This is a genomic window from Alkalicoccobacillus gibsonii (genome assembly GCF_016798245.1).
Taxonomy (GTDB): domain Bacteria; phylum Bacillota; class Bacilli; order Bacillales; family Bacillaceae_D; genus Alkalicoccobacillus; species Alkalicoccobacillus gibsonii.
On the sequence record NZ_JAEUZA010000003.1, the window covers coordinates 561,026 to 574,206 of the forward strand.

At 42.7% G+C, this 13,181-nt stretch carries 11 protein-coding genes, 2 pseudogenes and 1 riboswitch; of the genes and pseudogenes, 6 read left to right on the top strand and 7 right to left on the bottom strand.

Annotated features, from left to right (window positions below):
* Positions 1–35: 35 nt before the first annotated feature.
* Positions 36–965, bottom strand: coding sequence for a magnesium transporter (locus JNO66_RS14540; RefSeq protein WP_203089182.1), 930 nt, complete (start codon positions 963–965; stop codon positions 36–38).
* A gap of 122 nt (positions 966–1,087) precedes the next feature.
* Positions 1,088–1,254, bottom strand: a riboswitch (M-box (ykoK) riboswitch).
* Between the two features lie 53 nt (positions 1,255–1,307).
* Positions 1,308–2,765: an MDR family MFS transporter gene (locus tag JNO66_RS14545; RefSeq protein WP_273753732.1), complete on the bottom strand. Its 1,458-nt coding sequence runs from the start codon at positions 2,763–2,765 to the stop codon at positions 1,308–1,310.
* A 165-nt stretch (positions 2,766–2,930) separates the two neighbouring features.
* On the opposite strand from JNO66_RS14545, the gene JNO66_RS14550 reads away from it, so the two are divergent.
* The gene (locus tag JNO66_RS14550) at positions 2,931–3,566 is read left to right on the top strand and encodes a TetR/AcrR family transcriptional regulator (protein ID WP_203089184.1); all 636 of its coding nucleotides are present in this window, start codon (positions 2,931–2,933) and stop codon (positions 3,564–3,566) included.
* 37 nt (positions 3,567–3,603) lie between these two features.
* On the opposite strand, the gene JNO66_RS14555 is transcribed toward JNO66_RS14550, so the two are convergent.
* Together JNO66_RS14555 and JNO66_RS14560 are read right to left on the bottom strand one after the other, a co-directional pair.
* Entirely contained in the window at positions 3,604–3,837 is a 234-nt protein-coding gene (locus tag JNO66_RS14555) for a hypothetical protein (protein ID WP_203089185.1), read from the bottom strand.
* Between the two features lie 74 nt (positions 3,838–3,911).
* Positions 3,912–4,217, bottom strand: a complete 306-nt coding sequence (locus JNO66_RS14560) for a DNA-binding protein (protein WP_203089186.1) — start codon at positions 4,215–4,217, stop codon at positions 3,912–3,914.
* Positions 4,218–4,304: 87 nt separating this feature from the next.
* On the opposite strand from JNO66_RS14560, the pseudogene JNO66_RS14565 reads away from it, so the two are divergent.
* The 3 genes and pseudogenes from JNO66_RS14565 to JNO66_RS14575 all read left to right on the top strand — a co-directional run.
* Positions 4,305–4,775, top strand: a pseudogene (locus JNO66_RS14565) (GNAT family N-acetyltransferase); the annotation flags it as partial.
* A gap of 24 nt (positions 4,776–4,799) precedes the next feature.
* Positions 4,800–5,288, top strand: a pseudogene (locus tag JNO66_RS14570) (GNAT family N-acetyltransferase); the annotation flags it as partial.
* Positions 5,285–5,836 carry a cysteine hydrolase family protein gene (locus JNO66_RS14575; protein WP_203089187.1) on the top strand — a complete coding sequence of 184 codons (552 nt, stop codon included), beginning with the start codon at positions 5,285–5,287 and terminating at the stop codon, positions 5,834–5,836. The pseudogene JNO66_RS14570 and the gene JNO66_RS14575, both read left to right, overlap by 4 nt.
* Positions 5,837–6,076: 240 nt before the next feature.
* Here the strand turns inward: JNO66_RS14575 and JNO66_RS14580 are convergent, their stop codons facing one another.
* From JNO66_RS14580 to JNO66_RS14590, 3 genes are read right to left on the bottom strand one after another with little or no spacing between them, the layout of a single operon-like run.
* Positions 6,077–7,066 carry an electron transfer flavoprotein subunit alpha/FixB family protein gene (locus tag JNO66_RS14580; RefSeq protein WP_203089188.1) on the bottom strand — a complete coding sequence of 330 codons (990 nt, stop codon included), beginning with the start codon at positions 7,064–7,066 and terminating at the stop codon, positions 6,077–6,079.
* 12 nt (positions 7,067–7,078) lie between these two features.
* Positions 7,079–7,846 (bottom strand): electron transfer flavoprotein subunit beta/FixA family protein, encoded by a 768-nt coding sequence (locus tag JNO66_RS14585; RefSeq protein WP_203089189.1) that lies wholly within the window; start codon positions 7,844–7,846, stop codon positions 7,079–7,081.
* Between the two features lie 28 nt (positions 7,847–7,874).
* Positions 7,875–8,465, bottom strand: coding sequence for a TetR/AcrR family transcriptional regulator (locus JNO66_RS14590; protein WP_203089190.1), 591 nt, complete (start codon positions 8,463–8,465; stop codon positions 7,875–7,877).
* 193 nt (positions 8,466–8,658) lie between these two features.
* Between JNO66_RS14590 and JNO66_RS14595 the strand changes: the two genes are divergently transcribed.
* Positions 8,659–10,800: a (Fe-S)-binding protein gene (locus JNO66_RS14595; protein WP_203089192.1), complete on the top strand. Its 2,142-nt coding sequence runs from the start codon at positions 8,659–8,661 to the stop codon at positions 10,798–10,800.
* Between the two features lie 12 nt (positions 10,801–10,812).
* A complete protein-coding gene (locus JNO66_RS14600; protein WP_203089194.1) occupies positions 10,813–13,170 on the top strand; it encodes a 3-hydroxyacyl-CoA dehydrogenase/enoyl-CoA hydratase family protein in 2,358 nt (785 codons plus the stop codon).
* The last annotated feature ends 11 nt before the right edge of the window (positions 13,171–13,181 follow it).

The window sequence follows — 13,181 nt, forward strand, 5'->3', positions numbered from 1 at the left end:
GGGTGGGCGCCCTATAAAGGGTGCCCGCCCTTTTCTTATAGATAATCAAGTAGGGCACTTGCTATATAAAAATAGATAAATAAGCTAAGAATATCGCTAATCGCTGTGACACAAGGTCCTGATGCGAAAGCTGGATCCATTTTAAATTGATAGAGAACGAGAGGGACTATAGCACCTATTAAACAAGTAATCGATAAAGACAGGCAAATTGCGACTCCAACAATACCACCAATAAGCCAACTCCCACCGAAGTATGGAAGAAGTGGGATGAGTAGTGTGATGACGAATCCACATGCCAGACCTGTAAGGATTCCCGTTCCAAGCTGCTTTTTTAACATACGTGTGATGGCTTTACGACTAAACGTTTCTAAAGAGAGTCCTCTTACAACAATGGCTAAAGATTGGGTACCAATGTTGCCCGCAGACCCCATTACTAAAGGAATAAAGATCGCTAGCAGAACCACAGATTCCAGTGCCTGTTCAAAGTGTTTAATCACACCACCTGTTAACAAGCCAACAATCATTAATAAGATTAACCAAGGAGCTCGTTTGCCTGCTCCGGCTAAAGGAGAGAGAGCGAAGTCTGCGTCTACCTCGAGTGTCCGCCGTAGATCATTTGTGGTGACAACTCCTATTATTTGATTGCTTTCATTTATGATGGGAATCGCAACATCATTGGTTTCTTTGATCCGTTCTGAAATCTTATCCAAGTCTTCATGCAGTCTTAGAGATAAATAAGTAGAACTCATAATATCTGATATTGGTGCATGTTGATCTGAAGTTGCAAGTTCTCTAAATGAAAGACTCCCTACTAGTTTATTGTCAGCATTAACCACGTACACATTTGGCGATGTAGATGAATGATCTGTTGTTTTTAATTGGTATAGAGCCTCCTTTACCGTGAGCGTATCTACATAGGATAAAAAGTCGGTGCTCATGATTGATTTAAGTGTCATTGCGTGCATCACTGTTTCCTCCTCTCTACATTAGGAAACAGAAAAAGGTACCTTCAACGAATGAAGATACCTTTGTAAAATAGCGGTTAGAGCATGCTTAATACGCATACGGGTACATCTAATCCAACTTGATTGCAGACCTCATTCGTAGAGCTTTAGCACTGTGTGGCATAGGATAATACCAGCTACGTTAAAAACCACCTTATCTCGATGGTTCCTGTTGACCCGTTGGCGTCTTTCGATGTTTCCGGGCAGCAGCGTATCTCCAACACAGGAGCCTCACCTAACGATCCTTTATTCTGTTCGGTGTCCATCGTAAAACGAATGACATCATTTGTCAATGCTGATTTTTTATTTTAATTCGCTTTGCTTACTACGACGAACAAGTAGAGCTAAGATGACAGCGGCACACGCAAAATAAAGTCCAGTAGAGAAGCTTAATTGAGAACCGTATGTCATCGCATCAATCGTGTCTGTAGCGGTTGGATTTGCAATATCCGCTAAGAAATTTTGCTGTCCATTTTCCATAACAGCGATGAACAATGCTGCACCAATTGCGCCAGATACCTGCATTAACGTATTAGCAATAGCTGTACCGTGTGGATAAAGCTTTGTCGGTAACTGATTCAACCCATTTGTTTGTGCAGGCATCATAATCATCGCTACAGAGATCATTAGGAATGTATGCTGAAGCACAATTACCCAAACAGGAACACCTGGGGTTGTATAACGGAAAGTGAATACTGAGATCGCCAAAAGGATCGTACCTGGAATTAAGATCGGGCGAGGTCCAAATTTATCAAATAAACGTCCCATAATTGGAGACATGGCTCCGTTAATTAACCCACCCGGAAGCATAACCAGTCCGGCCGTTACAGCGGATAATGCTAGAGCTCCTTGCATGTATAAAGGCAAGACAAGCATCATCGCAAACAACGTCATCATCACAAGCATAACAAGTAATAATCCCACTAAAAACATTGGATAGCGGAACACACGAATATCAAGCATTGGTTTCTCTAAACGTAGCTGTCTCCAGCTAAATAGACCAAGCGAAATAAACCCAACAATTAAACAAGCGAACACAACAGGGTCGGTGAAGCTTGCATCACCTTTTCCAGCTGCACTAAAACCATATACAATCCCACCAAAACCTAGTGTTGATAGAATAAAAGAAAGAATATCTAGATTTGGTTTTGAAACCTCTGTCACATTCTTTAAGATCTTTATGCCAAAAAGAAGTGAGAGAATGGAAATCGGTGTAACAATGAAGAATAACCAGCGCCAAGATAAGCTTTGTACAATTAACCCCGATACAGTCGGACCAATGGCCGGTGCAAACATAATCACAAGACCCACCATACCCATTGCCGCACCACGACGTTCAATTGGAATGACGGAAAGAATGACGTTTGTGAGTAGCGGAATCATAATCGCTGTTGCGACCGCTTGAACGAGTCGTCCCACTAGTAAGACGGAGAACACTGGGCTAAACCCTGCGATAATCGTTCCAAGTGTAAATAACGACATCGCTGTAATAAATAGCTGACGTGTTGTAAAGCGCTGCATGAAATAGGCCGAGATAGGAATTAACGTTCCGATAATCAACATATATCCAGTGACTAACCACTGAACCGTACTATACGCAACATTAAAGTCCACAGTAATGGCATTTAATGCGACGTTTAAAATTGTTTCATTTAAAATGGCAACAAATGCACCAGAAAGCAATACGGCTAGAAGCGGTACGACTTTTATCTCCGGCATATCTTTTTTTGCACTTATTTCCTCTGTATGTCCTACGTCCACATACATTCCTCCCCATACATCAATTCATTTACGAAACGGCATCGTTTCCTAACGTATCGTACCACCAGAATTAATGAAACGCAATCGTTTCGTTTTTTTATTTTAAAAAAAGATAATTACTGGTATGATGGAATAACAGGTAAGCTCATAAGGGGGAGATCAAACATGAGTGATTCCGTAAAGCAACGTGCTGAAGAGGAAACGAAACGTGGTAGACCTATGGATTTATCTCGTAACGAAGTCATCGTTCAGACTACCTTAGAGCTTCTTGCAGAGGTTGGGTTTGATGCATTAACAATTGAAGCGATTGCACACCAAGCAAAGGTAGGGAAAGCAACTATTTATCGTAGATGGGCTTCAAAGGAAGAGCTGGTGATCCATGCAGTTTCCTCGATCAGTCCATTTGAATCAATTATAGATGAAATAGACCAGACAAAAGAGCTTCGCGAACAGTTAGTTGATTTGCTTTGTTTTTGCTTTCGTGAAGAACATGAAGTCTATCAACAAGCCATGACAGCCATCGGTTCGGCGATGCCTCATAATAAAGAACTTGAGCAAGGGTTACACAAAGATTTTTACCGTAAGCTTAGAACGGCCCTTTGGACCATCATTGAACCTTATTTAAAAGAAAATCATACCTTGCACACGGAAAAACTAGATTTGCTGGCTGATGTTGGTCCAGCTCTTATTGTCTATCGATTGTTTCTAGTGCGAAAGTCGTTCGACCGAGCATACATCGAAAACATTGCTGACCATCTAATGATGCCGATGATTGAACCAAATATAATAACAGAAAAATAACCCTCAACTTATGGTTGAGGGCTTCTTGCGATTCAGCTTACACTTTGTCTAGCACATACGCTGGCTTTGTACGATAGTACTTTTCACCATCATTTGAGGAATGCTCAAACAAACCCTCAAACATCTGAACAACCTTGTACTCACGTTCCGGATGTGAAAACACATCACTTTCGTTTGAAGATAATATGACTACATCCGATGTTGAAAGAAACTGATCGATGTCTGCGGCCTTATAATGATTGCCTACCTCTAACTCTTTTACTTTGTTCATGTGTAAAACCTCCTAATCAGTCATTCATGTCCTATGTATATGCCATTACCGGTGTAGGAGGTTTTAAAACATCATTATGCGTTTGGTAGATTATCAATCCAAGCCTTTAGCTTTTTCAAAGGAAAATAGATTTGACCGTTCACTTTTAAGTGAGGAACAGAGGGATAATCCTTTACGAGTGTCTTTGCGTCCTCTTTTGAAAGGCCTGTGTAATCGTGGATTTTGCTTTCTTTAACGAGTTTAGGAGTACCCCAGAGTTCATCATCTAAAAGTTCACTGTAGTTTCCACTTTTAGGTTTACCTTTTTTAAAGTGTTTAAGTCCATCTCCGATAAAATAAGCAAATCCAATTAGCGCGATAGCGAACCAGACAGAATCCATGCTACCACTCCTTTCCTAAATTTGTTCGCGTATACTATACCATAATTACCCAATAAGAAGTAGAATAAATGGAAGGGAGGCATCAAGATGATTGTCCATAAAATTAAAGAAAAACAGCGTCAAAACGTAGAATACTTTTTTATCAAACACTGGGGTACAGATGAAATGGTCACATCAAGTGGAGTATTTAACTGCAGCGAGTTAGATGGATTCATCGTATTTAATGATCAAGATGAAATTAGAGGTCTTATTACATATATAGTGAAGGATAGAGTTTGTGAAATAATCTCTTTAGATAGCGTAGATGAAGGGCAAGGGATTGGCTCAGCTTTGCTTAAAGCCGTTGAGTATGAAGTGAAGCGAACCTGCAACGAGATAAAGATCATTACAACAAACGATAATATGCAGGCGCTCGGATTCTATCAAAGAAGAGGTTATCGCCTAACTCGAATAATCAAGGATGCAGTGACAGAAGCGAGAAAACATAAGCCTGAGATCCCGCTTAAGGGAGAGTACGGCGTTCCTTTGTTGGATGAGCTTGAACTTGAGAAGGGGTTAGTCTTCATTTCTATGTTAAAAGAAGAAGATAAGGCTGCGCTCTATCAATTTGAAGTGGAGAACCGTGATTATTTTGAAAAGATGGTTCCAGGCCGTGGTGATGATTATTATGATTATAAGACATTTTGCAAGAGTCACCGCGCATTATTGCAAGAGCAGGCTGAGCAGCGTTCCTATTTTTATCTAGTGAAAGACGGGGCTGGTGACATTATAGGTAGGGTGAATCTTGTTGACGTTGACGATGATGGAGTAGGAGGAATTGGTTACCGTATGGCAAGTAGCGTTGCAGGCCGAGGTCTTGCTACGTTAGCAATGAAGCTATTAATTGATGAAGCGAAGACACTACCGGACGTACGAGCACTTGAAGCCAAAACGACCACGAACCATATTGCCTCACAAAAAGTGTTAGTGAGTAATGGATTTATTCAAATGGGTGTAAGTGAAGAGACGTATGTGAATGCGGCAGGTGAGGAATGGCCGTTTGTTTTGTTTAGGAGGGAGTTGGAAGTATGAGAAAGGCATTACTTGTCATTGATGTACAGAAGGCATTTGAAGACAAGAAATGGGGAACGCGCAACAACCCTGATGCTGAGGAGAATATCGCTCGGATTCTAGAGTATTTTCGAAGTGAAGGAGACACAGTGATTCATATTCAACATGTATCATCACACCCAGATTCTCGTTTTTACATAGAAAAAGAGGGAGTTGAGTTTAAGGAGATCGTCACACCTTTGGCTCACGAATCAGTTATACAAAAAACAGTGAACAGTGCATTTATCGGTACGAACTTAGAAAATCGTTTAAAAGAAATGAACATTGAGCACGTAGTTATCGTTGGCTTAACCACCCCACACTGCGTCTCAACAACAACGAGAATGAGTGGAAACCTAGGATTTCACACAACATTAATAGCAGATGCAACGGCAGCATTTGAGTTAACTGATCACAGAGGAATAACCTATGATGCCGAAAGGATGCATAATCTGACTCTAGCAACCTTGCATGAGGAGTTTGCTAGGGTGATTAGTACGGAGGATTGGTTGGGCGAGCAGGGGGAGTAAGGAAGAGAGTAGAGTTAGTAAGAAGGTTGAAGCAAATACATCGGTTCAGCGGAAAATACATCGAGAAAAAGGCGAATATATCTGCCCAGCGAAAAATACATCGGGAAAAAGGCAAATACATCGGTTCAGCGAAAAATACATCGAGAAAAAGGCGAATACATCGGCTCAGCGAAAAATACATCCCAACATCACCACAAGAAAATGACCCCCACCTTACCATGGTGGAGGTCACCAATCCATTCATGCCTTCATCGATAACACCGTCCGAAACTCCTCCGTCAGCAATGGCACCACTTCAAAGAGATCCCCAACAATCCCGTAGTCCGCGATCTTAAAGATAGGTGCTTCTGGATCCTTGTTGATCGCTATGATCAGGCGTGATTGGCTCATGCCGGCTACGTGCTGGATGGCTCCGCTGATTCCGCAGGCGATATAGACTTCAGGTGTCACCACTTTACCGGTTTGACCGATTTGAAGCGCGTAGTCACAATAATCCGCATCGCAGGCTCCGCGCGAGGCACCGACCGCGCCTCCGAGTACTTCTGCAAGCTCTTCTAGTGGCTTAAAGCCATCGCTACTTTTTACACCACGACCTCCGGCGATCACTACTTTTGCTTCAGCAAGGTCAATCGTGCCAGTTGATTTCTGCACAACATCTTTAATAACCGTGCGAAGGGTACTTGGCTGATTATATTCTACCTCTACAATCGTGCTTTCGATATCGGATCCAACAGCAGCCGTGATGTTATTGGGGCGAATCGTTAATACCCACGGGGTGCTGCGGAAGGTTTTTTGTTCAAAGGCTTTACCAGCATAGATGGGTCTAGTAAACCTCACTTGATCTCCTGACTGTTCAATGGCGATGACATCGGAAATATGCCCGGCATCTAATTTTGCAGCGATCAGGGGAGCTAAATCCCTTCCAATCGTTGTATGACCGAACACGACTCCGTCTGCACCTGCTTTCTCAATGAGTTCCATCAGAACCGCTGCATAAACCTCAGGATTATAATGCTTACAATCCTCATGATCTACGGAATATATAGTAGCCGCGCCACTATTCTTCAGTTGCTCTGTCACTTCCTGTAGCTCGTGACCCACTACTGCAAGATGAATGGAAACATCTCCTTCAGCCTGAGTAGATAAGCGGGCTGCTTCAATCTCTTCATACGTCACTTGTTTAAGGTTACCGTTCTGATGTTCTGCGAGTACCAACACATGTTTTGTCATATGATCTCCTCCTTAAAAAAGATTGGTTTTGCTTTTTAACTGAGAGACTAGTTCTTTCACTTGTTCGCTTGGCTCACCTGTGAGCTTTTTTCCAGCTTGGCGCTTTTCAGGTAGGGCGAGATCAAGTCGTGTTGTTTTCGAGACAAGCGCATCTTCTGAGATAGATAGATCATCTAGACTAAGTGTGGTGAATGGCTTTTTCTTTGCTTTCATGATGCCTGGCAAGCTAGGGTAGCGAGGTTCGTTTAAGCCTTGTTGAGCAGTAAACAAGGCAGGTAGAGTTACCTCAATTTCTTCCGTATCCCCCTCAGCGTCACGTTTCACAGTCGCAACCCCAGCATCAACGTTTAACTCTGTAATTGAGCCAACATGTGGAATGTTCAGGAGCTTAGCTAAACGGATACCTACTTGGCCAGCACCGTTATCAACTGAAAAATATCCTCCTAAAATGAGATCATAGGATTGATCACTTAAGTAGGAAGCAAGTACCTTTGAAACTGACGCTTCGTCTGTACCTATTCGGTCATCATGGATGAGGATGGCTTCATCTGCCCCCATTGCAAGTGCTGTTCTTAAGGCCTCAGCACTGCGCTCTGGACCTACCGAAACAACGAAAACGCTTCCATTTGTTTGATCACGAAGTTGAATCGCTTCCTCCACTGCATATTCATCGTAGGGATTGATGACAAACTGGACACCATCCTCTGAGATGGTGCCATTTTCAATTGTAATGGTTTCTTCAGTATCAAAGGTTTGTTTTAACAGAACATACATATTCATCAATCATTCTCCTTTCAAGATAAAAGATTTATGAGTGTGCCTGTAATCCTTTAAGAAAAAACTCAACCGTTTTGTCTACTTGCTCACTTAGCGAGTACTTTTGTCCTGAGATGAGCCAGGTTGTCACAACTTCATCCATTGCTCCAAATAGCAGGAGGCGAGTTAACTTTGTATCAAGGTCCGCTCGAAATAACCCTGACTCAATACCTTGATTAATGACACTTTCTAAAAGCTGAATATAAGGCTTCACCACTTGCCCGATCGCAACCCGCATTTCCATATTGCTTTGTCTCAGCTCGATTTGTGTGACATAAGCCAGATCAACATCGGATTCAAGTTCTGTGTAATGAATGCGACAAATCGTGCGAATGGCGTCCTCTGCATTTGTTATATGCTCGAGGCTCGTTTGAAATTTCTCAACAAGCTCGCCAAGCTTTTCGCGAAATAATGAAATCAGGATGTCTTCTTTGTTTTTAAAATAGAGATAAATGGTTCCATCAGCAACACCTGCTTCTTTTGCAATCTTTGAAACTTGTGACTTATGATAGCCATTCTCCGCAAAAACAGTAATTGCTGCTTCAAGAATTTGGTGATATTTTTCTTTTTTTCTACTTGTCATCGTTCCACCTCGGTGTTAAGCTTCATGTAATAGTGAATGAATACTCATTCATTTTTAATCATCTTAGTCGAATTTCAACCTTCTGTCAACGAGTGAACACGCGATTTTTGTAGTCTTTTTGAAGAGGGGAGGTAATATCTTGGTGGTAAGGGTAGCGAGTTGCATGGAATATCCATGAGGGGACTGATTCAGAATGCTTGCGTGGATTCAATTTTTATCATTTCTTATTGTAAGCGGTTTCAGTTTGTATATCTTTTTAGTGATTATGTACAACCGATATCTCAATGTAAAAATGGGTCAACCTAAAAAGCTAGATCAAGAGTTAGGCACACGATTAAAAATCTTTTTTGTGCAAGTGTTTGTGCAGACAAAGCTAATGAAAGACCCTAAAAGCGGGATTATGCATCTTGTCGTCTTTTACGGGTTTATTATCCTTCAGTTTGGTGCCCTGGACATCATTGTCAAAGGCTTTGGGTTTGAAGGGTTGCCGATCCCAGGATACGACGTCTTTGTTTTGACTCAAGAGGTAACGGTATTTCTCATTCTGCTTGCAATCGGGTATGCAGCGTATCGTCGATATGGTGAAAAGCTACCAAGGTTAAAAAAAGGGTGGAAGCCGAGTATCGTCATTTTCTTAATCATTTCGTTAATGATTTCCGTTCTTGGAACGTTAGCGTTTGAACGAGTGTTTCATAGCTTAGAAGCTTCCTGGTTTGCACCAATTACATCATTTATCGCCGCACCATTCCAAGGTTTTGGCACCACAGTGGGGGCGATTGGCTTCTACACATTTTGGTGGATTCACTTGCTTATTCTCTTAAGCTTTTTGATCTATGTTCCGCAATCAAAGCATTTTCACCTAATTGTTGCTCCGATCAATATCTTCTTAGGCCGAACGGATTCGGTAGGCAGGCTTGAAAAGCTGGACCTAGAAGATGAGAATGCTGAATCGTTTGGGGTTGGAAAGATCGAGGATTTTACTCAAAAGCAGATGCTTGATTATTATGCCTGTGTTGAATGTGGGCGCTGTACGAATGTCTGTCCAGCATCAAATACAGGGAAGCTCTTATCCCCAATGCATCTCATTGTAAAGCTTCGTGATCATCTGACTGAAAAAGGGGCAGTGACTTCAAAAACGCCTTGGACTCCGGCTTTTGCTTTTCCACAGCCTGCAACACATGGTGTTCAAGCAGTTAGTGCGTCGGGCTTCGACTGGAGTAGTGGGCCAATGACAACGATTGAGCCGACTTTACAAAGGCAAAAGCAAATGTGGACTGCCACGGAAAAGCCTGTTGATGAGCTGAACTTAATTGGAGATGTGATGACTGAAGAAGAAATTTGGGCGTGTACAACGTGTCGCAATTGCGAGGATCAATGTCCGGTTGGAAACGAGCATGTCGATAAAATTATAGATCTTAGACGGCATCTTGTCTTAATGGAAGGTAGCGTGCCAACAGACGGCCAGCGTGCCATGCAAAACATCGAGAGACAGAGCAATCCGTGGGGGATCAATCGAAACAGTCGTGCGGATTGGAAAGAAGAAGAGGATGTTGGTCATGTGCCTACGGTGAAGGAAAATCCTGACTTTGAGATTCTGTATTTTGTTGGGTCGATGGGATCCTATGATAACCGAAGCATGAAAATCTCCAAGTCCTTTACCAGGTTGTTAAACAAAGCAGGCGTAAACTTTGCCATTCTCGGTAACGAGGAAAAGAATTCAGGAGACACGCCAAGACGAATGGGGAATGAACTGCTTTTTCAGGAGCTCTGTATGGAAAACATCTCAATCTTTGAAAAATACAACGTCAAGAAAATTGTAACCGCCTGTCCGCATACATTTAATACCTTTAAAAATGAATATCCGGACTTTGGACTTGAAGGTGTTGAAATATTGCACCATACCGAACTTTTGGATCAACTTATTAAAGAAAAAAGACTCGTACCCACACATGAAATGAATGAACGAATTACGTACCATGATTCCTGTTATCTTGGACGTTATAACAACGTATACGATCAGCCGAGGGATATTCTCAGGGCTATACCTGGTGTTGAGTTAATTGAAATGACGCGAAGTCGAGAAAATGGGATGTGCTGCGGCGCTGGAGGTGGAATGATGTGGATGGAAGAGGACACAGGCAAGAGAGTCAACATAGCTCGCACAGAGCAGGCGCTGGAAGTGAATCCGAGTGTTATCAGCAGCGCGTGTCCTTTCTGTCTTACTATGCTAGCAGATGGAACAAAATCAACAGAAGTCGAAACAGTAAAAACCAAGGATATTGCCGAGATTCTCGATCTTGCGGTGTTTGGTGAACCATCAGTTCAGAATGAATAGGAGGCGACATTTATGCATGATCAAATAAAAAAAGCAGCTGTCATTGGTTCGGGTGTAATGGGTGCAAGCATTGCTGCACACCTTGCAAATGCCGGTATTCCAACCCTTTTAATGGATATTGTTCCAAAAGATTCAGACACGAAGAATCGAAATCAATTAGCGATCTCTGCGATTAAAAAGCTTCATAAGCAAAATCCTGCTCCTTTTTATGATCAACACGCTGCCAGGCTCATTACGCCCTTAAATCTGGAGGACGATTTACACCGCATTAAAGAAGTAGATTGGGTGATTGAGGTTGTTGTGGAAAACCTGGAAATTAAGCAGCAGCTTTATCAAAAGATTAGTGGGTTTTGGGAGAAGGGAACCATTATTAGCTCGAATACATCGGGTATCTCTATTAACGAGATGGCAACAGCTTGCAGTCAGGAATTTCAAGAGCATTTCCTCGGAACGCATTTTTTTAATCCGCCACGGTATATGAAGCTACTTGAGGTAATACCGGGCAAGTATACGAAGCCAGAAATATTGGAGCAGATGACCCGCTTCTCTGAAAAAACATTAGGAAAAAAGGTTGTACGTTGTAAGGATACGCCTAACTTTATTGCAAACCGAATAGGGACACACGGAATGCTTGTCACCCTACAGGAGATGATTAAGAACGGCTACTCCATTGAAGAAGTTGATGCGGTGACTGGCCCGGCAATGGGCAGACCGAAGAGTGCAACATTCCGTACGCTTGATTTAGTGGGTATTGATACCTTCTATTTTGTTTCGAATAATGTCTATGAAAAGCTTGAAGTTCCTAATGAAAAAGAAATTTTTAACGTGCCACAGCTCCTACATGACCTGGTGGAGAAAGGCTGGATTGGAGAAAAAGCAGGTCAGGGCTTCTACAAAAAAATGAAAACGGAGAAGGGAAAACAGATTCTCTCCCTTAACCTCCAAACGTACGACTATGAGCCAATGTCTAAGCCAAAGGGTGCTTCCTTAGAAGCCGCAAAGCTTGCAAAAGGTACACCCAAAAAACTAAAAGCATTGCTTGCGGGTGGTGACCGGTATGCAGAGCTTGCCTGGAATGTAACGAAACAGATGCTAATCTACTCTGCAGAAAAAGTAGGCGAGATTGCTGACTCGATAGTGGAGATTGATGAAGCAATGAAGTGGGGCTTTAACTGGGAGCTTGGCCCGTTTGAAACATGGGATGCCATTGGGCTTGAGAAATCGGTTAAACGAATGGAAGCTGAAGGGTTAACCGTTCCTGCATGGGTAACTGATTGGATTGCAGATGGTCATACGTCGTTTTATGAGCAAAAAGAGGGAGAGCGTTTCTATGTTTCAAATGGTGAGTATCAGAAGTTAGAAACGGCACCTGAAGAAATTAGCCTTGCGCAGCTTAAAGCCAAAAACAAAGTTGTGCGCTCAAACAGTGGAGCGAGTTTAATCGATATTGGAGATGGAATTGCCTGCTTGGAGTTTCATTCGCCAAACAATGCGATTGGTGCAGATATTTTAACGATGATTCAGCAATCAACAGAAGAGGTAAAAAACCAGTTTGATGGGCTTGTCATTGCGAATCAAGGTCGAAACTTCTGTGTTGGCGCCAATCTCATGATACTACTCATGGAGGCACAGGACGAGGAGTGGGATGAAGTTGATCAGATCATCCGCATGTTCCAGAACACGATGTATAACTTAAAGCACTTTGAAAAACCAGTGATCGCAGCACCTCATCGGATGGCACTTGGTGGCGGTGTAGAGGTGTGTTTGCCGGCAGACCAAGTGGTGGCTTCAGCGGAAACGTACTATGGACTTGTAGAAGTGGGTGTGGGTCTCATTCCAGCTGGAGGCGGATGTAAGGAGTATATGCTTCGCCTAAGTCCAGAATCGGCTCCGCGCGACCGAGACATTCAAGCAGATGTGAATCGTGTGTTTGAAACGATTGCGACGGCAAAGGTTTCAACAAGTGCGGCACACGCAAAAAAACTTGGATACATGCGTGAAACAGACGATTTTATCATGAATGAAGGACATCTCATCTATGAAGCCAAACAAGCAGCACTCAAGCTTGCAAATGGATATAAGCCAAAGGGCCGCGAGAACATTCGTGTAACGGGTCGCGAAGGGAAAGCGATCATGAAGCTCGGAGCGAGACAAATGCAGATGGCAGGCTATGCGAGCGACCATGATGTGTTGATTGCAGGAAAGCTCGCCCATGTATTAGCAGGTGGCGATGTGCCTAAAGGGACGCTAGTGAGTGAACAGTACATGCTAGATTTAGAACGAGAAGCCTTTCTCAGTTTGTGTGGAGAACCTAAAACACAGCAGAGAATGCAGCACATGTTAAGCAAAGGAAAACCACTACGTAATTAGAGGAGAGGTGA